Here is a 25,072-nt window from a genome sequence, read left to right as displayed (position 1 = left end):
CCCCAAACCGAATTACAGGCCCGCCTCTGCTGATGGCGGGCTTTTTTTCGCCGCACGTTTACGAGGCGCGCTCTTCTTCTTCTCTCCACCATCACCACCAGGCGCGACAATGCCACGGAAGCGACGCACCGGCGTACTGCGCGCCTGATCGATCAATTGATACAGCGTGCCCACCAGCGGCTGCATGAAATCCTGATAGCGGCACTGCTTTTCGCTGATTTGCGTCAGAATTGACTCCCAGTGGGCAGTCATGTCCGGACGGGTCGCCATCTCCGGCAGCGAGTGGAACAGCGCTTTCCCGGCATCGGTTGAGTGGATATAGCGCCCTTTTTTGACCAGAAAACCGCGCTTAAACAGCAGTTCGATGATCCCGGCGCGGGTGGCCTCGGTGCCCAGCCCGTCCGTTGCACGGAGGATCTTTTTCAGATCTTTATCCTGCACAAAGCGCGCAATCCCGGTCATCGCCGACAGCAGCGTGGCATCGGTAAAATGGCGTGGCGGCTGGGTCTGACGTTCAACCACTTCGCCCTTTTCACACAGCAGTTCATCGTCTTTCGCCACCACCGGCAGCGGCGTGCCGTCGTTCTCTTCATCCCGCTCTTTACTGCCCAGCAGCGTTCGCCAGCCCGCTTCGGCAAGGAATCGGGCCTTAGCGACGAATTTACCCTTCGCGATATCCAGTTCAATCACGCATTTACGGAATACCGCATCCGGGCAAAATTGCATCAGGTATTGACGGGCTACCAGGTTATACACCTTCGCTTCATTGTCCGTCAGAGTGATACTGTTGCTGCGCGCAGTAGGAATAATGGCGTGGTGAGCATCAACCTTTTTATCATCCCAGCAGCGATTACGGGTATCGGGATTTACCGCCGGTTGCGGCAGCAGATCCGGCGCATGCACGCCGATGGCGTTCATTACCGCATGCCGTCCAGCGAAGTGCTCTTCCGGCAGATAGCGACAGTCAGAACGCGGATAGGTAATCAGCTTGTGGGTTTCATACAGCTTCTGGCAGATGTCGAGCACGTTCTGCGCGCTCAGGCCAAAGCGTTTCGCCGCTTCAATCTGTAAAGCTGACAGCGAGAACGGCAACGGCGCAGATTCTGATTCCCGTTTATCGTTATAGCTGGTGACTATCGCCGGTTGGCCGTTGATGCGGTTGACCACATGCTCCGCCAGCGGACGGTGTAATAATCGTCCCTCTTCGTCCTGATACGGTTCGCACGCTTCGCTCGGCTGCCAGATCGCGGTGAAGCGTTCCTCCGCAGGGGTCACGATATGTGCTTTCACTTCAAAAAAATCTTTGGCAACGAAGTTTTCGATCTCTTCATCGCGTCGGACAACCAGCCCGAGTACCGGCGTTTGTACGCGCCCGACGGAGAGCACCCCCTGATAACCGGCGTTACGCCCGAGAATGGTATACGCACGGGTCATGTTGATGCCGTACAGCCAGTCCGCGCGGGCACGGGCCAGCGCCGACACGCATAACGGCACAAATTCGCTGTTTGAGCGCAGACGTTCAATCGCACGTTCAACGGCCTGTGGGTTGAGATCGTTAATCAGACAGCGCTGCACCTGCTGACGCTTTTCCGGCGCCAGTTGCAGGTAATCCAGCACCTCGTCCACCAGCAGTTGCCCCTCGCGATCCGGGTCTCCCGCATGGATAACCTCACTGGCCTCATGCAGAAAACGCTTAATCACGTTGAGCTGTTTGGTCACGGAAGGACGCGGCTGCAATTGCCACTTTTCCGGCACGATCGGCAGATCGGCCAGGTTCCAGCGCGCATAACGACTGTCATAGACATCAGGCTGCGCCTGTTCCAGCAGGTGACCAATACACCAGGTCACCACCTGGCCGTTACCGCATTCAATAAAGCCATCGCCCTTACGGTGCGGTTTAGGCAACACATCAGCAATGGCGCGCGCCAGACTCGGCTTTTCGGCAATAAACAACCGCATTGGGTTAACGGATCTCAACCATGGCGCGACCGCCACGGGCTTCAACCAGTTCACCGATCGCCGTCAGGTCAATGCCAAACTCGGCGGCGGTGGCTTTCACTTCTTCTTCGGCCTCTGGCGTTACCGCCAGCAGCAGACCACCGGAGGTTTGCGGATCGCACAGCAGGGAGCGCACCGCCTGCGGCATTTCCCCCATCAGGTGGCCGTAGCTGGCAAAGTTACGCTCGGTGCCACCCGGCACAGCCCCCAGGCGGATGTACTCTTCGACGCCCGGCAGTTTAGGGATGTCCTGATAGCGGATCTGCGCCTGGACGCCTGCCCCCTGGCACATCTCGCTGAGGTGGCCCAGCAGACCAAAGCCGGTGACATCGGTCATCGCTTTCACGCCGTCAATGTTGGCAAATGACGCTCCGGCAATGTTCATGCGACACATGACTTCCGTCGCCAGCCCCTGATGTTCAGGTTTTAGCAGCGACTTTTTCTCGGCGGTGGTCAACACGCCAATGCCTAGCGGTTTGGTCAGGAACAGTTTGCAACCGGCCTCGGCGGTGCTGTTTTTCTTCACCCGCTCAGTGGGGACAATACCGGTCACGGCCAGACCGAAGATCGGCTCCGGCGCGTCAATCGAGTGGCCGCCCGCCAGCGCAATGCCCGCCTGACGACAGGCAAAGCGTCCGCCTTCAGTCACCTCGCGGGCGATTTCCGGCGACAGCTTGCTGATAGGCCAGCCCAGGATCGCGATCGCCATAATCGGTTTGCCGCCCATCGCGAAAATATCGCTGATGGCGTTGGTCGCCGCAATGCGGCCAAAATCAAACGGATTATCGACAATCGGCATAAAGAAGTCGGTGGTACTGATGACGCTGGTACCATTGCCCAGATCGTACACCGCCGCGTCGTCACGGGTTTCATTTCCCACAAGCAGGTTCGGGTCGACAAACTTCGCCTGCTCGCTGTGCAGGATGGTTTCCAGCACTTTCGGGGAAATTTTACAACCGCAACCGGCTCCGTGGCTGTACTGCGTTAAACGAATAGCATGCTCGCTCATGGACATCTCCTGTCATTGCAATCGGGCTATGGTAGCGCTCATTCCATGACGTGATAAGAGAGAGTGTCCGAATTCCGGCGTCTTTGCTCAGAATCCAGACAGTTTTGCCTGATTAACTAAAATTTCGTCACGAAAGGTGCGGTATCCGGCACGCTAATGGTGGTGGAGGCTTTCAGTTGCGGTGTGCCGAGATAAAGAAATCCGACAATTTTATCCTGTGGGCGACAGTCAAACGCGTCGCGCACCACCGGACTGTCGGTTAAGGCCCCGCTACGCCAGATCCCGCCGAAGCCCTGTGCGATAGCCGCCATTTGCATCGCCATCACCGCGCAGCCTGCGGACATCTCCTGCTCCCAGACAGGGACCTTATGATTTTCATCACATTTTGCGACCACGGTGATGATAAGAGGGGCGCGAAACGGTGCGCTACGCGCTTTTTCGATCCCTTTTTCATCACTTCCGGCGGCAATCGCCCCCTTTTCCAGCACCGCGCTGAAGCGTTCGCGCCCCTCGCCTTCGATAACGAAGAAGTGCCACGGTTGCAGGGTCTTATGATCCGGCGCGCGCATGCCCGCACGGAGAATATTTTGCAGTTGCTCACCGGCAGGTGCAGGCTCGGCCAGGCGAGAAGCGCTACGGCGGTTAACAAGTAATTCAAGTGCATCCATTTGGTTAACTCCTGTCAGGGTGAATATTCACAAAATTAACACGAGAGCAGATTTTGTTACAGCGCCGACAGTGATTCCTGCTGACAAGAGACGGCAGGGTCATTAGGATAGCCACATCTCATACACCTGACTCAGGTGTAGTATTGGTAACGGTAGGGAGAATACATGCGAACCCTGTGGCGATTCATTGCCGGTTTTTTTAAATGGACGTGGCGACTGCTTAATTTTGTCCGCGAAATGGTGCTTAACCTGTTCTTTATCTTCCTTGTCCTGGTGGGTGTCGGGATCTGGATGCAGGTCAGCAGCAATAACACCAGCGATAAAGTCGGTCGCGGTGCCCTGATGTTAGATATTTCCGGGGTGATCGTCGATAAGCCGTCCAGTACCAGTCGTCTTGGCGCTCTTAGCCGTCAACTGCTCGGTGCCAGTTCCGACCGCTTACAGGAAAACTCCCTGTTCGATATCGTCAATACCATTCGTCAGGCCAAAGACGATCGCAATATCACCGGTATTGTGATGGACCTGAAGAACTTCGCCGGTGCCGATCAGCCGTCAATGCAGTATATCGGTAAAGCGCTGCGTGAATTCCGCGACAGCGGTAAGCCAGTCTATGCCGTTGGCGATAATTTTAGTCAGGGTCAGTATTACCTTGCCAGCTTCGCCAATAAAATCTGGCTTTCGCCGCAGGGTTCCGTTGATATCCACGGTTTTGCCACTAACGGACTGTATTACAAATCCCTGCTGGATAAGCTGAAAGTGTCGACGCATGTGTTCCGCGTGGGCACTTATAAATCTGCCGTCGAGCCGTTTATTCGTGACGACATGTCGCCTGCGGCGCGGGAAGCAGACAGCCGCTGGATTGGCGAGCTGTGGCAGAACTACCTGAATACCATTGCCGCCAACCGTCAAATCCCGGCAGAGCAGGTCTTCCCTGGCGCTCAGGGCGTGCTTGATGCGCTGACGAAAGCCGATGGCGATACGGCGAAGTATGCGCTCGACAGCAAACTGGTCGACGCCCTGCTTTCCAGTGCCGAAGTGGAAAAAGCGCTGACGAAACAGTTTGGCTGGAGTAAGGCAGAGAATAACTATCGCGCGATCAGCTACTACGATTACACGCTTAATCCGCCTGCGGATACGGGCAGCTCCATCGGCGTGGTCTTTGCCAACGGTGCCATCATGGATGGTGAAGAAACACCGGGGAACGTCGGCGGAGATACCACCGCTGCACAAATTCGTGATGCGCGCCTGGATCCGAAAGTGAAAGCCATCGTTCTGCGCGTCAACAGCCCTGGCGGTAGCGTGACGGCGTCGGAAGTGATTCGTTCGGAACTGGCCGCTGCACGTGCTGCCGGTAAACCGGTGGTCGTATCGATGGGCGGAATGGCCGCCTCTGGCGGCTACTGGATCTCTACGCCTGCCAGTTACATTGTGGCCAACCCGAGCACGCTGACCGGTTCGATTGGTATCTTCGGCGTGATTAATACCGTTGAGAACAGCCTTGACTCAATCGGCGTACACACCGACGGCGTTGCCACGTCACCGCTGGCCGATATTTCGCTGACTAAAGCCCTGCCGCCTGAAGCGCAGCAGATGATGCAGTTGAGCATTGAGAATGGTTATAAGCGCTTTATCACTCTGGTCGCGCAGGCGCGTAAATCCACGCCGGAACAGATTGATAAAATTGCCCAGGGCCACGTCTGGACCGGTCAGGATGCCAAAGCCAACGGTCTTGTCGACAGCCTGGGTGACTTCGACGACGCGGTCGCTAAAGCCGCTGAGCTGGCGAAACTCAAAGAGTGGCATATCGACTATTATCAGGATGAGCCAACCTTCTTTGATATGATCATGGACGGTATGTCAGGTTCTGTCCGCGCCATGCTGCCGCAGGCGATTCAGGCGATGCTCCCTGCGCCGCTGGCCTCAGCGGCCAGTACGGTCAAAGCGGAAGGCGATAAGCTCGCCGCGTTCAACGATCCGCAAAACCGTTATGCGTTCTGTCTGACCTGCGCGAACGTGCGTTAATCCTCACGCCCTCTTCCTGCGAAGAGGGCTTTTCTCTGAGCGACAAGATACTAGCCATGCAGAAGAAATCGATTTACGTTGCCTATACCGGCGGGACCATTGGTATGCAGCGCTCCGAACAGGGTTACATTCCGGTCTCCGGACACCTTCAGCGCCAGCTGGCGCTGATGCCTGAATTCCATCGTCCTGAAATGCCCGACTTCACCATTCATGAATATGCCCCGCTGATGGATTCGTCAGATATGACGCCGGAAGACTGGCAGCATATCGCCGATGACATCAAAACCCATTACGATGAGTACGATGGTTTTGTGATCCTACATGGTACCGACACCATGGCGTTTACCGCCTCTGCGCTCTCGTTCATGCTGGAGAATTTGGGTAAACCGGTGATTGTGACAGGGTCACAAATCCCGCTGGCGGAGCTGCGTTCTGACGGACAAATCAATCTTCTCAACGCACTTTACGTCGCGGCAAATTATCCGATCAACGAAGTCACGCTGTTTTTTAACAACCGTCTGTTTCGCGGCAACCGCACGACAAAAGCGCATGCCGACGGTTTTGACGCTTTCGCCTCCCCTAACCTCCAGCCGCTGCTGGAAGCGGGTATCCACATCCGCCGTCTGGGGACGCCGCTGGCTCCCCGTAGTGAAGGCGAGCTGATTGTTCACCCGATCACGCCACAACCCATTGGGGTCGTCACCATTTATCCGGGTATCTCCGCCGATGTGGTGCGCAACTTCCTGCGCCAGCCGGTAAAAGCGCTGATTCTGCGTTCCTACGGCGTCGGCAATGCGCCGCAGAATAAAGAGTTTCTGAAAGAACTTAGCGAAGCCAGCGAACGCGGCATCGTGGTTGTGAACCTCACGCAGTGCATGTCGGGGAAAGTGAACATGGGCGGTTATGCCACTGGCAATGCTCTGGCGCATGCTGGCGTCGTTGGCGGTGCTGATATGACCGTAGAAGCAACCCTGACCAAACTGCATTATCTGCTCAGCAAAGGGCTGGATACGGATGCGATTCGCGAGGCGATGACGCAAAACCTGCGTGGCGAACTCACGCCGGACGACTAAGGAGGATCGAATGACACACCGTGCGCTGTTACTGGTCGATTTACAAAACGATTTCTGCGCCGGCGGCGCGCTGGCGGTCCCGGAGGGCGACAGCACCGTTGATATCGCAAACCAGCTGATTGCAGGGTGCCAGACCCGCGGTGATGCGGTCATCGCAAGCCAGGACTGGCACCCTGCGAACCACGGGAGCTTCGCCAGTCAGCATCAGGCAGAACCTTACAGCCAGGGTCAACTCGACGGCTTGCCGCAAACCTTCTGGCCCGATCACTGCGTGCAGAATACGGACGGCGCGGCGTTTCATCCGTTGCTGAACCGCAAGGCAATAGAGGCCGTTTTTCATAAGGGCGAGAATCCGCTGGTCGACAGCTACAGCGCTTTTTTTGATAACGGACGTCGGCAGACAACCGGACTCGACGCGTGGCTTCGCCAGCATGACGTGCATGAACTGATCGTCATGGGGCTGGCCACCGACTATTGTGTCAGGTTTACGGTGCTGGATGCGCTGCAACTGGGCTATACGGTGAATGTCATTACCGATGGCTGTCGCGGCGTGAACATTCAGCCACAGGACAGTGCCCATGCCTTTATGGAGATGGCAGCAGCAGGCGCTACGTTGTATACCCTCGCTGACTGGGAAGAAACTCAGCGCTAAACCTCTCGCCGGATGACGACCTGCCTTGTCATCCGGCGAAAAATCTTTTCCCTTCCGTCACATAAAATAAACCGAAACCAGCAGTGACGCTGCGCAGGTGCTACGCTTTGATGGCTGTTTTTTCGCCACGCCATTTCCGTGGCGTGTTTGCTTTTCATTTTTTAATGTCAAAGAGGATTAGCCATGAAACGTTTGCCTTTGTTGGCAGCATTACCCTTGCTTTGCGCATCTGTCGCGTCTGCCAGTTCTATGATGTCCGTCGGCTACTTCAATGGCGGCGGAGATGTCACCGCCGGACCCGGTGGCGATATCAACACCCTGGATGTCCGCCAGATTACCCACCTGAACTACTCATTCGGCCTGATTTACAACGCTGAGAAAGACGAAACCAACGCCGCGCTGAAAGATACGACGAAATTGCATCAGATCTGGCTATCGCCAAAAGTGGAGTCTGACCTTGCCCTGATCCCGATACTGCGTAAACAGAACCCACAGTTGAAAGTCCTGCTTTCTGTTGGCGGCTGGGGCGCACGCGGATTCTCAGGCGCTGCCGCAACACCGGAAACGCGTGCGGTGTTTATTCAGTCTGCGCTGGAGATCATGCAGAAATACGGCCTCGACGGTATCGATCTGGACTGGGAATATCCGGTTAACGGCGCCTGGGGACTGGTCGCCAGTCAGCCAGCCGACCGCGAGAACTTCACGCTGCTGCTGAAAGAACTGCGTCAGGCAGTCGGCAATCAGAAACTGGTGACCATTGCCGTCGGGGCGAATGCGGAAAGCCCAAAAAGCTGGGTGGACGTAAAAGCGATTGCACCGCTGCTCGACTACATCAATCTGATGACCTATGACATGGCTTACGGAACGCAGTATTTCAACGCCAACCTGTATGATTCTAAAGACTGGCCAACCGTCGCGGCGGCCGATAAATACAGCGTCGACTTTGTGGTCAACAACTACCTCGCCGCCGGACTGAAGCCCCGGCAGATGAATCTGGGGATCGGTTTTTATGGCCGTGTTCCCAAACGTTCTGTCGAGCCTGGAATTGACTGGACAAAACCGGATGCGCAAAAAAATCCCGTCACGCAACCCTACTTTGGCGAGCAGGAAATCGCGCTGTTTAAATCACTGGGTGTCGATTTGACCAAGGACACCTACGTGAAATACCACGACATCGTCAAAACGTTTCTTAACGATCCGCAGAAACGGTTTACCGAGCACTGGGACGATCAGGCAAAAGTGCCATGGCTGTCCGTTCAGTCTGCTGACGGTAAGCGGCTGTTTGCCCTCTCGTATGAGAATCCCCGCTCGGTGGCAATCAAAGCAGATTACATCAAGAAGCGCGGACTGGCGGGCGCGATGTTCTGGGAATACGGCGCGGACGACCATAACCAGCTTGCAAAACAACTGGCGGAATCCTTAAGCATTGCGCACTAAGCCCCGTTCATGATTAAAAATGCCCTGCATGTCCGCATGGGGCATTTTTTTCGTAAGCGGTGGGATGAGGTGTGTCACACGAAACGGGATCGGTTATGATGGCCCCAACCCGTTGCGTCAGCGTTTGACGCATCGTTTCATTTTCAACTGGAGGCATGGGATTGTATGGCTTTTATCCCTAAAAATTACGCCCGTCTGGAAGTAGGTTACCGGGAAAAGGCGCTGAAACTTTTCCCGTGGGTCTGCGGCCGCTGCTCCCGCGAGTTTGTTTACTCAAACCTTCGCGAACTGACGGTGCACCATATCGATCATGATCATTCCAATAACCCGGAAGATGGCAGCAACTGGGAAATGTTGTGCCTGTACTGCCACGATCATGAGCATTCCAAATATACGGAAGCCGACCAGTATGGTTCCACGGTTGTAGCGGGCGAGGATGCGCAAAAGAGCGTCGGCGAAGCCACGTACAACCCTTTCGCAGACCTGAAAGCCATGCTGAATAAAAAATAATCCGCCGCGTTAGCCCAGCAGAGCTACAGAATGCCGGGCTTCCACGGTGCGCTATCAGGATTTGAACGTCGCAATTGGTTCTGGCGTGATGCCGAAATCCACTTTCAGCTGCTGTTTGCTCTTCATCACCATCTGCCCATTGGTGTCGATCGTCATATGTTGCGCATCCGTATTGTGGCGCGCCTGCCAGAGCATCACCAGTTGCAGACTATTATCTTTTTGCTCCGGGGTCAGCGCGACGCCGTCCGGCCATTTTCCCAGTTCAACGGCGGTGGATAAACGCTGATACACTTCCGGCGTCATGCTGTTAATTATCTCATCAAGATTCATGATAAGTCCGCTCCTATGGAATAATTTGCTGAATCGTTTTTTCAACCTTTCGTCTGGGCGCCGTTTTCGTCGTCGATGAAGCTCAGAGAAGCTGAATTGACACAGTAACGTTCGCCGGTGGGTTGCGGACCATCGGGGAAGACATGCCCCAGGTGCGCATCGCAGTTTCCACAGCGAATTTCAATGCGTTGCATACCGTGTGAAAAGTCCTTGATGTAACGAATCGACTCTTCACTTACCGGCTCGTAGAAGCTCGGCCAGCCACAGCCGGAATCGTATTTGGACTGGGAGGTAAATAGCGGCGCATCGCAGATCAAACAATGATAGACGCCGTCACGTTTGTTATGCAGTAACTGCCCGGTAAACGGCGGTTCTGTACCGTGATTCTGCGTCACGTAGAACTGCATTTCAGACAGGTTTTTTTTCAGATCTTCTGCAGAAGGTTTGTTCGCCATTTTGCTCACATCTCACTTTTCATGACGCTGACATTGCGCGACAGATTCTAACAAAACATTAACACCTGAGTGCAGACTTTTGTTCTAAACTTGATCCTTGCGAAATGGCAGCTTGTGAATCGTGATGCGAATCACATTTTTATCTCGATTGCCCTTTAAAATTCGGGGCACCGCCCCCATGTGGTTTCAAGCCCAATGGAAGAGTGAGGCGAGTCAGCCGTGCAAAGCTTGTACAGAGGATTGATTTGTCGCAATGATTGACACGATTCCGCTTGACGCTGCGTAAGGTTTTTGTAATTTTACAGGCAACCTTTTATTCACTAACAAATAGCTGGTGGAATATATGACTATCAAAGTAGGTATCAACGGTTTTGGCCGTATCGGTCGCATTGTTTTCCGTGCTGCTCAGAAACGTTCTGACATTGAGATCGTTGCAATCAACGACCTGTTAGACGCTGATTACATGGCTTACATGCTGAAATATGACTCCACTCACGGCCGTTTCGACGGTACCGTTGAAGTGAAAGACGGTCATCTGATCGTTAACGGTAAAAAAATCCGTGTTACCGCTGAACGCGATCCGGCTAACCTGAAATGGGACGAAGTTGGTGTTGACGTAGTAGCTGAAGCGACCGGTATCTTCCTGACCGACGAGACTGCTCGTAAGCACATCACTGCTGGCGCGAAAAAAGTCGTACTGACTGGTCCGTCCAAAGATAACACTCCGATGTTTGTTAAAGGCGCTAACTTTGACAAATATGCTGGCCAGGACATCGTTTCCAACGCATCCTGCACCACCAACTGCCTGGCTCCGCTGGCTAAAGTCATCAACGACAACTTCGGCATCATCGAAGGTCTGATGACCACTGTTCACGCAACCACCGCTACTCAGAAAACCGTTGATGGCCCGTCTCACAAAGACTGGCGTGGCGGCCGTGGCGCGGCTCAGAACATCATCCCGTCCTCTACCGGTGCAGCTAAAGCTGTAGGTAAAGTACTGCCAGAACTGAATGGCAAACTGACTGGTATGGCGTTCCGTGTTCCGACTCCGAACGTATCCGTTGTTGACCTGACCGTTCGTCTGGAAAAAGCGGCTTCTTACGAAGACATTAAGAAAGCCATCAAAGCAGCTTCCGAAGGCCCGATGAAAGGCGTTCTGGGTTACACCGAAGACGACGTTGTATCTACCGATTTCAACGGCGAAGTTTGCACTTCCGTGTTCGATGCTAAAGCAGGTATCGCTCTGAACGACAACTTCGTGAAACTGGTTTCCTGGTACGACAACGAAACTGGTTACTCAAACAAAGTTCTGGACCTGATCGCTCACATCTCCAAATAAGTTGAGATGAGAATCTGATCTAAAAAGGCGACTTCGGTCGCCTTTTTTTATGGCTTTTCGCTACGGTTGAATCAAGGATTGCATCATGATTAACAAAATTTTCGCTCTCCCTGTCGTTGAACAACTCACCCCTGTCCTCTCCCGTCGTCAGCTTGACGATCTGGAACTGATTGTCGTCGATCACCCACAGGCGAAAGCCTCTTTCGCTTTACAGGGGGCGCACCTGCTCTCCTGGAAACCAGCTGGCGAGGAAGAAGTTCTGTGGCTCAGCAACAATACCCCGTTTAAAACCGGTGTCGCACTGCGTGGCGGCGTGCCTGTCTGCTGGCCATGGTTTGGCCCGGCAGCACAGCAAGGACTGCCTTCTCACGGCTTTGCCCGTAACCTGCCGTGGACGCTGAAAGCACATAATGAAGACGACAACGGCGCAGTGCTGACGTTTGAACTGCAAAGCACTGAAGAGACACTGAAACTGTGGCCACATGATTTCACCCTGCTGGCGCGCTTTAAAGTAGGCAAAACCTGTGAGATTGAGCTTGAAGCGCACGGTGAATTTGAAACGACCTCTGCGCTGCATACCTATTTCAACGTTGGCGATATCGCGACGGTGAAAGTCAGCGGCCTGGGCGATCGTTTCATCGATAAAGTGAATGATGCGAAAGAAGACGCCCTGACTGATGGCGTACAGGCGTTTCCGGATCGTACTGACCGTGTCTATCTGAACCCGGAAGCCTGCAGCGTGATTCACGATGCCGCACTGAACCGTAACATCGACGTTGTACATCATCACCACCTCAACGTGGTCGGCTGGAACCCTGGCCCGGCGCTGTCTGTGAGCATGGGCGATATGCCGGATGATGGCTATAAAACCTTTGTGTGCGTAGAAACGGCGTATGCCACCGCCGCACAGAAGGCCACCGAAGAAAAACCTTCTCGCCTGGCGCAAACCATTCGCGTTGCGAAGCGCTAAGCATGATTGTGGTTGAGATGTCACAGGCCTGACAGGTCGTCATCTGGCATTGTTTGCCGGATGGCGATGCCAGCGCATCTTATCCGGCCAACGAGTCAAAACCTCATCAGACCATATCTAGCGCCGTTTTGCCTCTCGGCGCGGGATACGCCTTATCCAGTGCGGCGAGTTCCTGAGCGGAAAGCGTGATGCTCAGCGCCGCCGCATTTTGCTGTACATGCTCCACACTTGCCGCTTTTGGAATCGCCATCACTCCGTGATGACTGATGACCCACGCCAGCAGGATCTGCGCAACTGATGCATTGTGCGCATGCGCAATCTCATTGACCACCGGATGATTCAATAAACCGCTGCGTAAACGTCCGGCCTGCGCCAACGGGCTGTAAGCCATTACGGGAAGCTGATGTTGCTGACACCACGGTAATAAATCGTATTCAATGCCGCGTGAAGCCAGATGATACAGCACCTGATTGGTCGCACACTGCCTGCCGCCCGGAATCTGCCACAGCGCCTGCATATCGTCGACGTCAAGATTGGACACTCCCCAGCGACGAATTTTACCCTGAGCCATCAGAGTTTCCATCGCCTTGACCGTCTCGGCGAAGGAGAAATTGCCTGACCAGTGCAATAAATAGAGATCCAGATAGTCGGTTTTCAGACGACGCAGACTGGCCTCACAGGCGGCAATCGCTTTTTGCCCACCCGCGTTCCATGGGTAAACCTTCGACACCAGGAACACGTGTTCACGCAGTCCGTTGAGCGCCTCACCGACCACCTCTTCCGCTCCGCCATCGGCATACATTTCAGCGGTATCGATGAGCGTTAGCCCCAGATCCACGCCCGCGCGAAGTGCAGACACTTCCGCCCGGCGGTGACCGGCATTTTCACCCATGTACCATGTCCCCTGCCCGATCGCAGGTAGAACAACTCCACCAGCGAAGACAACCTGTTTATCTGTCATCACGTTCTCCTTAGTTGTGCACCACCGTAATGCAAAACAGGGCGCAAGTGCCCTGTTTTGATGCACAGATTGCACTCTCAGGGCTCAGTTAAAACTTAGGCATATTCACACTTCCAGGGAAGCGCAATTTATGTTGGACAATATTTTTCAGGAGCATCCCTATAATACCACCCGGCGCAAAATGACTAACCCTGCTAATTAATAAAGGTGTCTATTGGTTATTCCACATGTTTACTATGGATAATACTTTATGGGATGGAATACCAGGAATGCTGGAAACTGGGCAAAAAACCACGCCGAACCGGGTCCAACCAATAACTGCGCAACATACGTGCGTAGAGCAATTCAGGCGGGCGGAGTTATTGTGACCAATACACATAATGCTAAAGATGACGGCTCGATACTGGAGGCGGCTGGCTTTAGAAAAATTGCACCGACACACGACGTTGGCGTTATCCAGCCATAAAAAGGCGGACATGCCGCTGGCCACATGGCGATATTCGATGGTCAGGACTGGTACTCTGACTTCAAACAAAGGGACTTCTGGGGAGGACCTGGCTATCGCTCATCGAAACCGCCTTATCAAATGTACAGGAAAAAGTAATGCGCCTCTTTTTTGTCGTATCCATGGTGTATTTACTCGCGTCCTGCGTTTCAGGAGGCGATGATGCCGAAAAACGCGTAGCTAATTTTTATCGCTACTATTTACCTGTTTTTGCCAATAGCCCCGGCAAAATAAAGCCAGATCCAGAGAAAATGCATGATTACGTCTCCCGCGAAACGTTAATTCAACTTGATGTTATTTCACATATTTATGAACAAGAAATCATCGACACTGACTATTATACGTACGCGCAGGACTATTCGGTCGACTGGATCCCTTTATTGAAGGTGGGCAAAGCACAAGACGTTGACGGTAGTAAATACGTTACGGTTTGGCTTGGATGCGAAAACGACAGAACCTATCAGATAGGCGTCTATCTGAAGAAAGAAGACAGGAGATGGAAAATCTACAGAGTCAAAAACATCACCGATGGCTATGAGCACTTTATATTTGACAGGCAGTCTATTGAAAAAGCAAAGCAACATGCCAAAGAGGTCGAATGACTCTGTGACAAAAAAGCCCGCGCTGCGGGCTTTTATCGATTGCACTGTGATAACGCACAATCAGAACTTATAGGTGATTCCGGTAGAAATCAGACCAGTCCAGGATTTATCCACCATCGGGCTGTCGGTAATTTCATCAGACAGACGGGTGTAGCGTGCGGTACCGTAAACGCTCCAGTCACCGAGGAAGTTGTAGTTCGCGCTCAGTTCCAGGTACGGATTCCAGCTATCGTCCGGGTTGTAACCCCGCATACCACTGCGTGAGGATTCTTTACGTGACACGCCGTAGTAGTAGTCGTTCTGATTTTCACTGTTCCACTCCACACCGATACCCGGCGTCAGGGTCAGGCCGCCGTTGGTATAGCGGTACAGCCAGGCCAGATCCCAGACGATGCCGTTACTGTTGTCCAGCGTATCCCCGGCGAGCGCGGTGCGCAGGAAACCATATTCGGTATGGTGAGAGTATGATAAGCCCGCCATCATGGTGCTTTTACGCTTATCAAGACGACGCATCTGACGATCGTCGCTGTCACCCGGTTTGAAATACATCGGGGACCAGTAAGCGGTGATCGACAATTTGTCGGCGGCGTCGTTCCACAGGTAGTACCCACCACCCAGACCACGGAACCAGAAGTTATCGCCTTCGTAATTAATCACCGGAACCGGATAAACATCCGCGTCGTAATCTTTATATGGGTGTTCAACCACACCAACGCCAGCGCCAAGCGTCAGGTTGCTTTCAGCATGCACCACGGTAGCAGACGATGCGATTAACACGCCAAGTGCCAGAAGTTTGAGTTTGGTCACAATCCATCTTTCCTTTTTCAAATGTTCAGCGGCAAAAGTGTAACCGCCAATACGTTACAACCCAACCATTTTACAAATTAATGAAAGAATGTAACCGTCTAATTTTGCAGGCTGAGATGACACTTGGCTTACAGTACGGTGAAAACGGTGTGATCTTCCACTGCATTATTTACATTTGCTATGCACTTTTTGCGGATGAGTTATTGATATGCCATTGAAAATCATTTGCGGGTGCATGCAAGTTTTGCAAATGCCATCTACGCTTTAGTTTAGAAGTTGTATCGCCGGGCACGTTGGTCTCACGCGGTGAAAGCTGGCATGAGAGTTGCTGTTTTTTTGATACGAGACAGTAAATGACGTCGTTCAGTCTACCTCTTCCGGGAGCCTCTACTATTCATATGAACGGCTCTTAACCTGTGCTAAAAAACGAAAGGACGGCATATCATGAATATATTCGATCACTATCGCCAGCGTTATGAAGCTGCCAAGGACGAAGAGTTCACACTGCAGGAGTTTCTTACCACTTGTCGGCAAGATCGCAGTGCTTATGCCAACGCGGCAGAACGGCTATTGATGGCTATTGGTGAACCCGTCATGGTCGACACTGCCCAGGAACCCCGGCTTTCTCGCCTCTTCTCGAACCGGGTCATTGCACGTTACCCGGCATTTGAAGAGTTTTACGGCATGGAAGACGCGATCGAACAGATTGTCTCTTATCTGAAACACGCGGCTCAGGGGCTGGAAGAGAAGAAACAGATCCTGTATCTGTTGGGGCCTGTAGGGGGCGGGAAGTCATCGCTTGCCGAACGACTGAAATCGTTGATGCAGCGTGTCCCGATTTATGTGCTGAGCGCCAACGGTGAACGCAGCCCGGTGAACGATCATCCGTTGTGCCTGTTTAATCCGCAGGAAGATACCCAAATTCTGGAAAAAGAATACGGTATTCCGCGCCGTTATCTCGGCACCATTATGTCACCGTGGGCAGCCAAACGCCTGCATGAGTTTGGTGGGGATATCACCAAATTCCGCGTGGTGAAAGTGTGGCCGTCGATTCTTGCGCAAATCGCGATTGCCAAAACGGAACCGGGCGATGAGAACAACCAGGACATTTCCGCGCTGGTCGGGAAAGTGGATATTCGTAAACTCGAACACCACGCTCAGAACGATCCGGACGCGTATGGCTATTCCGGCGCATTGTGCCGGGCCAACCAGGGGATCATGGAATTCGTCGAGATGTTCAAAGCACCGATTAAAGTGCTGCATCCGCTGCTGACCGCCACTCAGGAAGGTAACTACAACGGCACTGAGGGGATCTCCGCCCTGCCGTTTAACGGCATCATTCTCGCCCACTCGAACGAATCGGAATGGGTGACGTTCCGTAACAACAAAAACAACGAAGCCTTCCTCGACCGTGTTTACATCGTGAAGGTACCGTACTGCTTACGCATTTCCGAAGAGATCAAAATCTACGAGAAATTGCTAAACCACAGCGAATTGACGCATGCGCCGTGCGCGCCGGGAACGCTGGAAACGCTGGCACGTTTCTCGATTCTCTCCCGCCTGAAAGATCCGGAAAACTCGAGTATCTATTCGAAAATGCGCGTCTATGATGGTGAGAGTCTGAAAGATACCGATCCGAAAGCGAAGTCGTATCAGGAATACCGCGACTACTCCGGCGTCGATGAAGGGATGAACGGTCTGTCGACCCGTTTCGCGTTTAAAATTCTCTCGCGCGTCTTTAACTTTGACCATGTCGAAGTCGCTGCGAACCCGGTTCATCTGTTCTATGTACTGGAACAGCAGATCGAGCGCGAACAGTTCCCGCAGGAGCAAGCTGAGCGTTATCTCGAGTTCCTGAAAGGCTATCTGATCCCGAAATACGCCGAGTTTATTGGTAAAGAGATCCAGACTGCCTATCTCGAATCCTACTCGGAATACGGACAGAATATTTTCGACCGTTATGTCACGTATGCCGACTTCTGGATTCAGGATCAGGAATACCGCGATCCGGATACCGGTCAGCTGTTTGACCGTGAATCGCTGAACGCGGAGCTGGAGAAAATTGAGAAACCGGCGGGGATCAGCAACCCGAAAGATTTCCGTAATGAAATCGTCAACTTTGTGCTGCGTGCGAGAGCGAACAACAGCGGACGAAATCCGAACTGGACCAGCTATGAAAAACTGCGCACGGTCATTGAGAAAAAAATGTTCTCCAATACCGAAGAGCTGCTGCCGGTCATTTCGTTCAATGCCAAAACCTCGACCGATGAGCAGAAGAAACACGACGACTTTGTCGACCGGATGATGGAGAAAGGCTACACCCGTAAACAGGTGCGTTTACTGTGCGAATGGTATCTGCGCGTACGTAAATCGTCTTAACAGCATAAATGACCCGGAAGATTTTCTCCGTTTACCGGGCAAATAGTTCGTTTGTACGCGAAATCATTCAAGGTGTATCAAGGCGGCAAATGAGTGAATCCCCAGGAGCGTACATAAGTACGTGACTGGGGTGAGCGAATGCAGCCACGCCGAGATAACGTGAAGGATGAAGCGTAAAGTTGGCAAATGCAGTACGGGGGACATATGACCTGGTTCATTGACCGACGACTTAACGGCAAAAATAAGAGCACGGTTAACCGCCAGCGCTTTTTACGCCGTTATAAAGCACAAATTAAACAGTCGATCTCCGAGGCCATTAACAAGCGTTCGGTGACCGATGTAGACAGCGGTGAATCTGTCTCCATTCCGACGGAAGATATCAGCGAACCGATGTTTCATCAGGGGCGCGGCGGCCTGCGCCATCGCGTTCACCCAGGTAACGACCATTTCGTACAAAATGACCGTATCGAGCGTCCGCAGGGCGGAGGCGGCGGTTCAGGTAGCGGACAGGGCCAGGCCAGTCAGGACGGTGAAGGCCAGGATGAATTCGTCTTTCAGATCTCTAAAGACGAATACCTTGATCTGCTTTTCGAAGACTTAGCGCTGCCTAACCTGAAGCAAAACCAGCAGCGCCAGCTTACTGAGTATAAAACGCACCGGGCGGGTTATACCGCCAACGGCGTTCCGGCTAATATCAGCGTCGTGCGTTCGCTGCAAAATTCTCTCGCCCGACGCACGGCCATGACGGCCGGCAAACGACGCGAGTTACACGCGCTGGAACAGGATCTCGACACCATCAGCAAAAGCGAACCGGCGCAACTGCTGGAGGAGGAACGATTACGCAAAGAGATTGCTGAGCTGCGGGCCAAGATAGAACGTGTGCCGTTTATCGACACCTTCGACTTGCGCTACAAAAATTACGAGAAGCGTCCCGATCCGTCCAGCCAGGCGGTGATGTTCTGCCTAATGGACGTCTCCGGCTCCATGGATCAGTCGACGAAAGACATGGCCAAACGCTTTTATATTCTGCTCTACCTGTTTTTGAGTCGAACCTATAAGAATGTGGAAGTGGTCTATATTCGTCACCACACCCAGGCAAAAGAGGTCGATGAGCATGAGTTCTTCTACTCTCAGGAAACCGGGGGAACCATTGTTTCCAGCGCCCTGAAGTTGATGGATGACGTTGTGAAAGAACGTTACGATCCTGCGCAGTGGAACATCTACGCCGCACAGGCATCGGATGGGGATAACTGGGCAGATGACTCTCCGCTGTGCCATGAGATTCTGGCGAAGAAACTGCTGCCGGTGGTTCGTTACTACAGTTATATCGAAATTACCCGCCGCGCACATCAAACCTTGTGGCGCGAATATGAACATCTGCAAGCCACGTTTGATAATTTTGCGATGCAACATATTCGCGATCAGGATGATATTTATCCGGTGTTCCGCGAACTTTTTCATAAACAAGGTGCCACCAGCACCAATTAAACGACAGCCAGCCAGGAAATAATCTCCTGGCTGGTTCATTTCATGTCTTTTTTGCACTCCATATCCCTGCTGGCCGGTAGGTTGCACCTGTGACGTGTGATAAAATAGATTATCTGACCTGGAGAGTTGTTGTTTATCATGAAATTGCCCCATAAAGCGCTCAGGCTCTTTATTTCCGCAAGCGTTGTCGTTTTGACATCTTCCTTTTTGATCTATGAACTTATTGCCAGCTATAAGTCAATGAATGGCTATATGCGCTATATCATCGAAAAAGCAGACTCCTCATTTCTGTATGATAAATACCAGAATCAGAGCATTGCCGCCCATCTGATGCGCACACTGGCAACACCTGAGAAAACGCTCCCGGCGGATACCCGCCATACCCTTTGTCAGTCGTTTGAAAGTATTAACTCGGTGTATGGTTTGAATCTGACGCAGCATAATTATCCCGCGCTCCATGGTACGTTACAAACCTCCATTGATGACTGTGCGCGTATCGCGGACGATGTGCTGTTGCTTCCTGCTTTTGATCAGGCCGTGAAGGTTAACCGGGAACAGATTGATTATGGAAAAGGTCTCGCCACGTCAGAAGAGAAATTTCATTATTATCTGGATTTACAAAATCAATATATTTATTTCTATGATCCGATCAATACGCGTCAGTTTGCCATGCATCACTGGGCTTTTTTACAGAAAGGCTCATTAGGTATTCATCAGGCCGATATTGATGAATTGTTTTCTGGACGTACTGTGCTGTCGAGTATCTATCAGGATGATCGTACCGAACTTAACGTGATGAGTTTTTTAACACCGGTCTATCTGCACGGTAAGTTAAAAGGCATCGTGATGGTGGATATTAATAAGCACAACTTGCAAAATATTGTTTTTACTCACGACCGCCCACTGGTCTGGCGTTATCTCAATGCCAGCGTCACCGATACCGACTCGGATAAGACGATTATTATTCATCAAAGCGAGAATAATCTTTTCCCGTACGTCAATTACATCAGCGATCTGCCTGGTGGTCTGCACGTCGAGCTGTCACTCGATATCTTGTATTTCATTGTCTCGTCCTGGAAGCTGTTTCTGTTTTACCTTCTGGCAACTGCCCTGCTCCTCAATATGGTCCGGCTGCATTTTCGCCTTTACCATAATGTTACCCGTGAAAATATCAGCGATGCGATGACAGGCCTGTATAACCGTAAAATTTTAACCCCGACGCTTGAGCAGCGATTACAGCGATTTGTCAGCACCGGAACGCCAGTAACCTTTATCGCTATCGATCTCGATAAGCTGAAGATGATTAACGATACGCAGGGACACCACGAGGGCGATCGGGCGATCACCTTGCTGGCAAAAGCGATTGAGGCGTCGGTGCGCAAAAGCGATTACGCCATCCGTCTGGGCGGCGATGAATTTTGCATCATTCTGGTGGACGCAGAGCCAGATATGGCGGCTCGTCTGCCGGAACGGATAGCCAACCACCTGCGGACCGTGGCACCTGAGAAGGATATTCGTTTTTCATCAGGCAGCTACAGCATGCAGCCGAACGATTCGCTGCATGATGCCTACACCGCTTCTGACGAGCAACTCTACCTCAACAAGCACCAAAATCGTCAGCGTTCATGATAATCTTTACCGTGTTTTTTCGCGCAAACAGGAGTAAAAAATGAGCGAAATGGAGAAAGGCAGCGAAACCCATCAGCGTTTACTCGATTTATTGTCTCTGGAGGGCGCCCGTTATCGCGTCGTCAGCCATGAGGCTGTTGGGAAATGCGAGGCCGTATCAGAAATTCGGGGCACCGCACTGGGTCAGGGAGCAAAGGCGCTGGTCTGCAAAGTTAAAGGGAATGGGGTAAATCAGCATGTACTGGCTATTTTACCTGCCGACCAACAGGCCGATCTTGGTCAACTGGCGACGTATCTTGGCGGTCTGCGTGCGTCCCTTGCCAGCCCGGCAGAAGTGGACGAGCTCACCGGTTGCGTATTTGGCGCGATCCCGCCTTTCAGTTTTCATCCACAGTTAATGCTGGTCGCCGATCCGCTGCTGTTCGAACGTTATCGTGAAATCGCCTTTAACGCCGGCGTGCTCACGAAATCGATTATTCTCAATACTGACGATTATCTGCGTATTGCCCGGCCAGAGTTGGTGGCTTTTCACCGCATATCGTAAGCGTTCAGCTACCACGTTCGAGAATTAAAACAGAAATCACGATAACGGCGGCGATGGCGAAAAAGGATGAACTAATAATGAGCGTTTCAATAAACATCTGATCGTTCATGGCTACACCTCAAAATGAGCGAGACCGGTTCATCTGCTATTGATAGTCCGCAATAATGGCAATTTGATGACAAAATAAAAAATTGCCTGTTTTTCGCCGTCAGGCATTTGCCCGAAATAGCCAGCAGATTCTAAAAAAGTCTGTTCTGCGTGGCGTTTGGGCGTAAAGTAAACAGGCTTAACTTTTTTGGCAAGGAAACCACGATGTTTGATGTCACTCTGCTGATCCTGCTCGGACTGGCAGCTCTGGGCTTTGTCAGCCATAACACCACTGTCGCCGTTTCAATTCTGGTGCTGATTATTGTCCGCGTTACCCCGCTCAATACCTTTTTCCCGTGGATTGAAAAACAGGGGCTGACCATCGGGATTATTATCCTGACCATCGGCGTCATGGCGCCTATCGCCAGCGGGACACTGCCACCTTCCACCTTGATCCACTCTTTCCTTAACTGGAAATCGCTGGTGGCGATTGTGGTTGGCGTGATGGTCTCCTGGCTCGGCGGCCGCGGCGTGACGCTGATGGGCAGCCAGCCACAGCTGGTCGCCGGTTTGCTGGTCGGCACCGTGCTTGGCGTGGCCCTGTTTCGCGGTGTACCTGTTGGTCCGCTTATCGCGGCCGGTCTGGTCTCGCTTATTGTGGGAAGGCAGTAGTCAATCCCGCCAGATAACGGCCTGGCGTCTGTCCCAGGCCTTTTTTGAACATGGTGATAAACGCCGTGGTCGAATCATACCCCAACAGTTGCGCCACCTGCTGCACGTTCTGCCCGCCGACCAGGGCCTGTAGGGCCAGAATGAGCTGTAGCTGATGTCGCCAGCGACGAAAGCTGAGCCCTGTCTCTTTCACCACCAGTCGGGCAAGGTTACGCTCGCTCATCGCAAATACGCTGGCCCACTGCCCCAGCGTTTGCCATTGCGCCGGTTCGCGCGCCATGGTGTCAACCATCCGGCGGATCTTCGGGTGCGCAGAAACCGGCAGCTGCATCTGCTCCTGCGGTTGTTGCGGAAGTTCATCAAATAAGACCTGCGTCAGGCGCTGCGTTTGCGGCTCTGCCCGCTGAGCGTCACAACGCCTCGCCAGCGAGAGGATCAGCTCGCGACAAAGCGGAGAAATTTTTAACGTACAGCAACGTCCCGGTAGTGTGACGGCCCCCGGTTCGATAAAGAGAAAGCAGAGCTCCGCGCCTGCCGTTACGTGATTGCTGTGGGGAACGCCGCCGGGGATCCAGACCGCGTACTGCGGTGGCACCATCCACATAGCGCACTCAACATCACAGGTGATAGCCCCATGCAGTGCCATAATCAGTTGCCCTTTACGATGCTGGTGCTGCGCGCTAAACAGCTCATCAGGGCGAGCGCGGATACGAAACGCCACGGCGGCGTCGTGGTGCAGATCGGGGTCATATCCGTCGAGTCGCAGGCTGTACATCATTTTGTCCGAATTTAGCGATAAACTGTCATTTTAGCTTGATTCACAACACAAATAAACGCGGTAAGGTACGGCCTCACCTGTTGATATGAGAGAACAATGACTTCTTCACCACCACGCGGCAACCACGGTGCCCTGCTGATTGCCGGTATCCTGATGATTGCCACCACGCTGCGCGTGACGTTTACCGGCGCCGCCCCTTTGCTGGAAGCGATTCGCACGGACTATGGTCTTACGACTGCCCAGACGGGATTATTAACCACCCTGCCGCTGCTGGCGTTTGCGCTGGTTTCTCCGCTTGCCGCCGGCATTGCCCGCCGTATTGGCATGGAACGCAGTCTCTTCGCGGCAATGCTGCTGATTTGCGCCGGGGTTGCCGTGCGCTCACTGCCGAACGCCTCTTTACTGTTTCTTGGCACTGCCATCATCGGCTGCGGTATCGCCCTCGGCAACGTGCTGCTGCCAGGGCTTATCAAACGCGATTTCTCGCAGCACGTCGCCAGACTGACCGGTGCTTATTCCCTGACGATGGGGGCTGCCGCCGCGTTGGGCTCCGCGCTGGTGGTTCCGCTGGCGCTAAGCGGGTTTGGCTGGCGCGGGGCGTTGCTGCTGTTGATGGTGTTTCCGCTACTGGCGTTGCTGATCTGGCTGCCGCAGTGGCGTCATGCCGCCCACGCGAACGTAACCACCTCGCGCACCCTGCACGCACGCGGCATCTGGCGTTCACCGCTGGCCTGGCAGGTGACGTTATTTCTTGGAATTAACTCGCTTATCTATTACGTGATTATCGGCTGGCTGCCAGCAATCTTAATCAGCCACGGCTACAGCGAGGCGCAGGCCGGTTCGCTGCATGGTTTGCTCCAGTTAGCAACCGCCTCTCCCGGTTTACTCATTCCGCTGGTGCTGCACCGTTTTCACGATCAGCGCTGCATCGCCGCACTGGTGTCGTTGATGTGCGCTGTGGGTGCCGCTGGCTTCTGGTTTATGCCGGATCAGGCGGTGCTATGGACGCTGCTGTTTGGATTCGGCTCCGGTGCAACGATGATTCTGGGGCTGACCTTTATCGGCCTGCGCGCCAGTTCTGCGCATCAGGCAGCAGCGCTTTCCGGCATGGCGCAATCCGTCGGTTATCTGTTAGCCGCTTGCGGGCCGCCGCTGATGGGCAGGATCCATGACGCCCAGGGAGACTGGCAGATCCCGCTGCTGACCGTTGCGGCGCTGGCGATAGCGATGGCGATATTCGGTTTCTATGCGGGACGAAATAAAGAGATTACCGCCTGATAAGCTCAGGGCAGACGTGATGTCTGCCCTACTGATTAGCCTCGCGCAGCGCGCAGCATCGCTTGCGCCAGGGGAACCGGTTTCCCCGCAAGAGCGCCACGTTCAGGCTGGAAAAGCGTGGCGACAAAGAACGGATGCGTCACCAATTCCACCGCCCGAATATCCCCGTTATCATCCCAGCCGGTCACCCGCAGATCACCGCTATCCAGTTCAGCCGCAAACGCCTCAGCAATGCCGTAGTTACACTGATAGCCCTCCGAAATCACCGGCTGACCATAGGCTTTAGCAATCAGCGTATTGGGCCGCAGTTCAACTTCGTCGGTTTTTTCCACCAGCGAACAGGCAAGTGGCGCAATAACCATCCGGCCCGTTGTGTCAGTTTCCGCATGGGCAGCATCTGACCAGCCCAGCACATTACGCGCATATTCAAGGATGGCGTGTTGAAAACCGCCACAGGTTCCCAGGAAAGGAATGCTGTTTTCGCGGGCATAACGGATGGCCGTCAACGCGCCTTCGGTATTTTTATAGGGGCTGCCAGGCACCACCCAGATGGCGTCATAGCCCACCAGATCTTCTGCACTGGTGATTTCAGTGCTGGACAGCCAGTCGTAATCCGCCAGCAGTTCCAGAACCGCAGCAGCGTCGTCGATGGCCAGAGGAATCGCCTGATGCGCCGTGATGCCAGCGTTGTAATCACCCACCAGCGCAATACGCAGCGTATCTTTTACAGGGGATATTTCCATGGAGAATTCCTTACGTCAGAACAATTGGGGACAACATAAGGAACCTCAGCCTACCGATCTTTTACTGCCATCACAATCCCTTAATTTAGGGATGAACGCGTGCGAAGTGATATAGTGATCGGGAGCAGTTTTTCTG

The 25,072-nt window shown here is 53.2% G+C and carries 24 protein-coding genes and 1 pseudogene; 15 read left to right on the top strand and 10 right to left on the bottom strand.

Translation table 11 applies throughout. The annotated features are described in order from the left end of the window. Positions 1-12: 12 nt before the first annotated feature. The 3 genes from topB to C2U53_RS20920 form a co-directional block, all read right to left on the bottom strand. On the bottom strand, positions 13-1,959 hold the full coding sequence (gene topB, locus C2U53_RS20930) for a DNA topoisomerase III (protein ID WP_043000912.1): 1,947 nt from the start codon (positions 1,957-1,959) through the stop codon (positions 13-15). 4 nt (positions 1,960-1,963) lie between these two features. After that, positions 1,964-3,007, bottom strand: coding sequence for a selenide, water dikinase SelD (selD, locus tag C2U53_RS20925; protein WP_043000913.1), 1,044 nt, complete (start codon positions 3,005-3,007; stop codon positions 1,964-1,966). Positions 3,008-3,123: 116 nt separating this feature from the next. Then, positions 3,124-3,675, bottom strand: a complete 552-nt coding sequence (locus C2U53_RS20920) for an NAD(P)H nitroreductase (protein WP_043000914.1) — start codon at positions 3,673-3,675, stop codon at positions 3,124-3,126. Positions 3,676-3,840: 165 nt separating this feature from the next. Between C2U53_RS20920 and sppA the strand changes: the two genes are divergently transcribed. From sppA to yajD, 5 genes are all read left to right on the top strand, one after another. Beyond that, positions 3,841-5,697 carry a signal peptide peptidase SppA gene (sppA, locus tag C2U53_RS20915; protein WP_044254861.1) on the top strand — a complete coding sequence of 619 codons (1,857 nt, stop codon included), beginning with the start codon at positions 3,841-3,843 and terminating at the stop codon, positions 5,695-5,697. 56 nt (positions 5,698-5,753) lie between these two features. Further along, positions 5,754-6,770, top strand: a complete 1,017-nt coding sequence (gene ansA / locus C2U53_RS20910; RefSeq protein WP_043000916.1) for an asparaginase — start codon at positions 5,754-5,756, stop codon at positions 6,768-6,770. Between the two features lie 10 nt (positions 6,771-6,780). Continuing rightward, the gene (gene pncA, locus C2U53_RS20905) at positions 6,781-7,422 is read left to right on the top strand and encodes a bifunctional nicotinamidase/pyrazinamidase (protein WP_044254864.1); all 642 of its coding nucleotides are present in this window, start codon (positions 6,781-6,783) and stop codon (positions 7,420-7,422) included. 183 nt (positions 7,423-7,605) lie between these two features. Continuing rightward, complete coding sequence (locus C2U53_RS20900) at positions 7,606-8,859, top strand: glycoside hydrolase family 18 protein (RefSeq protein WP_043000918.1); 1,254 nt, start codon at positions 7,606-7,608, stop codon at positions 8,857-8,859. A gap of 165 nt (positions 8,860-9,024) precedes the next feature. After that, positions 9,025-9,369 (top strand): HNH nuclease YajD, encoded by a 345-nt coding sequence (gene yajD / locus C2U53_RS20895; protein ID WP_042319478.1) that lies wholly within the window; start codon positions 9,025-9,027, stop codon positions 9,367-9,369. 54 nt (positions 9,370-9,423) lie between these two features. Here yajD and C2U53_RS20890 read toward each other — a convergent pair whose 3' ends face one another. Together C2U53_RS20890 and msrB are read right to left on the bottom strand one after the other, a co-directional pair. Beyond that, positions 9,424-9,699: a YeaC family protein gene (locus C2U53_RS20890; RefSeq protein WP_043000919.1), complete on the bottom strand. Its 276-nt coding sequence runs from the start codon at positions 9,697-9,699 to the stop codon at positions 9,424-9,426. A gap of 41 nt (positions 9,700-9,740) precedes the next feature. Further along, positions 9,741-10,154, bottom strand: coding sequence for a peptide-methionine (R)-S-oxide reductase MsrB (msrB, locus tag C2U53_RS20885; protein WP_043000920.1), 414 nt, complete (start codon positions 10,152-10,154; stop codon positions 9,741-9,743). 343 nt (positions 10,155-10,497) lie between these two features. On the opposite strand from msrB, the gene gapA reads away from it, so the two are divergent. Together gapA and C2U53_RS20875 are read left to right on the top strand one after the other, a co-directional pair. Next, the gene (gene gapA, locus C2U53_RS20880; protein ID WP_043000921.1) at positions 10,498-11,493 is read left to right on the top strand and encodes a glyceraldehyde-3-phosphate dehydrogenase; all 996 of its coding nucleotides are present in this window, start codon (positions 10,498-10,500) and stop codon (positions 11,491-11,493) included. An 85-nt stretch (positions 11,494-11,578) separates the two neighbouring features. Further along, on the top strand, positions 11,579-12,463 hold the full coding sequence (locus tag C2U53_RS20875) for a D-hexose-6-phosphate mutarotase (protein WP_104446398.1): 885 nt from the start codon (positions 11,579-11,581) through the stop codon (positions 12,461-12,463). Between the two features lie 106 nt (positions 12,464-12,569). Here the strand turns inward: C2U53_RS20875 and C2U53_RS20870 are convergent, their stop codons facing one another. After that, a complete protein-coding gene (locus C2U53_RS20870) occupies positions 12,570-13,424 on the bottom strand; it encodes an aldo/keto reductase (protein WP_044265497.1) in 855 nt (284 codons plus the stop codon). A 250-nt stretch (positions 13,425-13,674) separates the two neighbouring features. On the opposite strand from C2U53_RS20870, the pseudogene C2U53_RS30405 reads away from it, so the two are divergent. Both C2U53_RS30405 and C2U53_RS20860 read left to right on the top strand, forming a co-directional pair. Further along, positions 13,675-14,028 (top strand): annotated as a pseudogene (locus C2U53_RS30405) (hypothetical protein). Continuing rightward, positions 14,028-14,531 carry a YbjP/YqhG family protein gene (locus C2U53_RS20860; RefSeq protein WP_104446397.1) on the top strand — a complete coding sequence of 168 codons (504 nt, stop codon included), beginning with the start codon at positions 14,028-14,030 and terminating at the stop codon, positions 14,529-14,531. Before C2U53_RS30405 ends, C2U53_RS20860 begins: the two are co-directional and overlap by 1 nt. 60 nt (positions 14,532-14,591) lie before the next feature. Here C2U53_RS20860 and C2U53_RS20855 read toward each other — a convergent pair whose 3' ends face one another. Further along, on the bottom strand, positions 14,592-15,338 hold the full coding sequence (locus C2U53_RS20855; RefSeq protein WP_104446396.1) for a MipA/OmpV family protein: 747 nt from the start codon (positions 15,336-15,338) through the stop codon (positions 14,592-14,594). Positions 15,339-15,782: 444 nt separating this feature from the next. Between C2U53_RS20855 and yeaG the strand changes: the two genes are divergently transcribed. From yeaG to C2U53_RS20835, 4 genes are all read left to right on the top strand, one after another. Next, on the top strand, positions 15,783-17,717 hold the full coding sequence (yeaG, locus tag C2U53_RS20850; RefSeq protein WP_043000926.1) for a protein kinase YeaG: 1,935 nt from the start codon (positions 15,783-15,785) through the stop codon (positions 17,715-17,717). Positions 17,718-17,921: 204 nt separating this feature from the next. Continuing rightward, positions 17,922-19,205 (top strand): YeaH/YhbH family protein, encoded by a 1,284-nt coding sequence (locus C2U53_RS20845; protein ID WP_043000927.1) that lies wholly within the window; start codon positions 17,922-17,924, stop codon positions 19,203-19,205. A 138-nt stretch (positions 19,206-19,343) separates the two neighbouring features. Beyond that, the gene (gene dgcJ / locus C2U53_RS20840; protein WP_104446907.1) at positions 19,344-20,834 is read left to right on the top strand and encodes a diguanylate cyclase DgcJ; all 1,491 of its coding nucleotides are present in this window, start codon (positions 19,344-19,346) and stop codon (positions 20,832-20,834) included. A 40-nt stretch (positions 20,835-20,874) separates the two neighbouring features. Then, positions 20,875-21,378, top strand: coding sequence for a YbaK/prolyl-tRNA synthetase associated domain-containing protein (locus C2U53_RS20835; protein ID WP_043000928.1), 504 nt, complete (start codon positions 20,875-20,877; stop codon positions 21,376-21,378). Positions 21,379-21,382: 4 nt separating this feature from the next. Here the strand turns inward: C2U53_RS20835 and yoaI are convergent, their stop codons facing one another. After that, a complete protein-coding gene (gene yoaI / locus C2U53_RS20830) occupies positions 21,383-21,487 on the bottom strand; it encodes a small membrane protein YoaI (protein ID WP_086512617.1) in 105 nt (34 codons plus the stop codon). Positions 21,488-21,690: 203 nt separating this feature from the next. On the opposite strand from yoaI, the gene C2U53_RS20825 reads away from it, so the two are divergent. After that, positions 21,691-22,137: a DUF441 domain-containing protein gene (locus C2U53_RS20825; RefSeq protein ID WP_104446395.1), complete on the top strand. Its 447-nt coding sequence runs from the start codon at positions 21,691-21,693 to the stop codon at positions 22,135-22,137. Here C2U53_RS20825 and C2U53_RS20820 read toward each other — a convergent pair. Next, positions 22,118-22,912, bottom strand: coding sequence for a helix-turn-helix transcriptional regulator (locus C2U53_RS20820; RefSeq protein WP_043000930.1), 795 nt, complete (start codon positions 22,910-22,912; stop codon positions 22,118-22,120). The two genes, C2U53_RS20825 and C2U53_RS20820, sit on opposite strands and share 20 nt — an antisense overlap. Positions 22,913-23,011: 99 nt before the next feature. On the opposite strand from C2U53_RS20820, the gene C2U53_RS20815 reads away from it, so the two are divergent. Continuing rightward, the gene (locus C2U53_RS20815; RefSeq protein WP_043000931.1) at positions 23,012-24,193 is read left to right on the top strand and encodes a CynX/NimT family MFS transporter; all 1,182 of its coding nucleotides are present in this window, start codon (positions 23,012-23,014) and stop codon (positions 24,191-24,193) included. A gap of 35 nt (positions 24,194-24,228) precedes the next feature. On the opposite strand, the gene C2U53_RS20810 is transcribed toward C2U53_RS20815, so the two are convergent. Then, positions 24,229-24,936 carry a CTP synthase gene (locus tag C2U53_RS20810; protein WP_043000932.1) on the bottom strand — a complete coding sequence of 236 codons (708 nt, stop codon included), beginning with the start codon at positions 24,934-24,936 and terminating at the stop codon, positions 24,229-24,231. Positions 24,937-25,072 lie beyond the last annotated feature (136 nt).

The organism is Citrobacter sp. CFNIH10 (assembly GCF_002934585.1).
Taxonomy (GTDB): Bacteria; Pseudomonadota; Gammaproteobacteria; order Enterobacterales; family Enterobacteriaceae; genus Citrobacter_A; species Citrobacter_A amalonaticus.
Note: the sequence above shows the minus strand (reverse complement) of the source record. Positions and strands in the feature narration are given on the sequence as shown.

What these genes read in the sequence shown, in the direction of transcription:
- topB (WP_043000912.1), bottom strand. Translation starts at nt 1,959, where the DNA reads ATGCGGTTGTTTATTGCCGAAAAGCCGAGTCTGGCGCGCGCCATTGCT.
- selD (WP_043000913.1), bottom strand. Translation starts at nt 3,007, where the DNA reads ATGAGCGAGCATGCTATTCGTTTAACGCAGTACAGCCACGGAGCCGGT.
- C2U53_RS20920 (WP_043000914.1), bottom strand. Translation starts at nt 3,675, where the DNA reads ATGGATGCACTTGAATTACTTGTTAACCGCCGTAGCGCTTCTCGCCTG.
- sppA (WP_044254861.1), top strand. Translation starts at nt 3,841, where the DNA reads ATGCGAACCCTGTGGCGATTCATTGCCGGTTTTTTTAAATGGACGTGG.
- ansA (WP_043000916.1), top strand. Translation starts at nt 5,754, where the DNA reads ATGCAGAAGAAATCGATTTACGTTGCCTATACCGGCGGGACCATTGGT.
- pncA (WP_044254864.1), top strand. Translation starts at nt 6,781, where the DNA reads ATGACACACCGTGCGCTGTTACTGGTCGATTTACAAAACGATTTCTGC.
- C2U53_RS20900 (WP_043000918.1), top strand. Translation starts at nt 7,606, where the DNA reads ATGAAACGTTTGCCTTTGTTGGCAGCATTACCCTTGCTTTGCGCATCT.
- yajD (WP_042319478.1), top strand. Translation starts at nt 9,025, where the DNA reads ATGGCTTTTATCCCTAAAAATTACGCCCGTCTGGAAGTAGGTTACCGG.
- C2U53_RS20890 (WP_043000919.1), bottom strand. Translation starts at nt 9,699, where the DNA reads ATGAATCTTGATGAGATAATTAACAGCATGACGCCGGAAGTGTATCAG.
- msrB (WP_043000920.1), bottom strand. Translation starts at nt 10,154, where the DNA reads ATGGCGAACAAACCTTCTGCAGAAGATCTGAAAAAAAACCTGTCTGAA.
- gapA (WP_043000921.1), top strand. Translation starts at nt 10,498, where the DNA reads ATGACTATCAAAGTAGGTATCAACGGTTTTGGCCGTATCGGTCGCATT.
- C2U53_RS20875 (WP_104446398.1), top strand. Translation starts at nt 11,579, where the DNA reads ATGATTAACAAAATTTTCGCTCTCCCTGTCGTTGAACAACTCACCCCT.
- C2U53_RS20870 (WP_044265497.1), bottom strand. Translation starts at nt 13,424, where the DNA reads ATGACAGATAAACAGGTTGTCTTCGCTGGTGGAGTTGTTCTACCTGCG.
- C2U53_RS20860 (WP_104446397.1), top strand. Translation starts at nt 14,028, where the DNA reads ATGCGCCTCTTTTTTGTCGTATCCATGGTGTATTTACTCGCGTCCTGC.
- yeaG (WP_043000926.1), top strand. Translation starts at nt 15,783, where the DNA reads ATGAATATATTCGATCACTATCGCCAGCGTTATGAAGCTGCCAAGGAC.
- C2U53_RS20845 (WP_043000927.1), top strand. Translation starts at nt 17,922, where the DNA reads ATGACCTGGTTCATTGACCGACGACTTAACGGCAAAAATAAGAGCACG.
- dgcJ (WP_104446907.1), top strand. Translation starts at nt 19,344, where the DNA reads ATGAAATTGCCCCATAAAGCGCTCAGGCTCTTTATTTCCGCAAGCGTT.
- C2U53_RS20835 (WP_043000928.1), top strand. Translation starts at nt 20,875, where the DNA reads ATGAGCGAAATGGAGAAAGGCAGCGAAACCCATCAGCGTTTACTCGAT.
- yoaI (WP_086512617.1), bottom strand. Translation starts at nt 21,487, where the DNA reads ATGAACGATCAGATGTTTATTGAAACGCTCATTATTAGTTCATCCTTT.
- C2U53_RS20825 (WP_104446395.1), top strand. Translation starts at nt 21,691, where the DNA reads ATGTTTGATGTCACTCTGCTGATCCTGCTCGGACTGGCAGCTCTGGGC.
- C2U53_RS20820 (WP_043000930.1), bottom strand. Translation starts at nt 22,912, where the DNA reads ATGTACAGCCTGCGACTCGACGGATATGACCCCGATCTGCACCACGAC.
- C2U53_RS20815 (WP_043000931.1), top strand. Translation starts at nt 23,012, where the DNA reads ATGACTTCTTCACCACCACGCGGCAACCACGGTGCCCTGCTGATTGCC.
- C2U53_RS20810 (WP_043000932.1), bottom strand. Translation starts at nt 24,936, where the DNA reads ATGGAAATATCCCCTGTAAAAGATACGCTGCGTATTGCGCTGGTGGGT.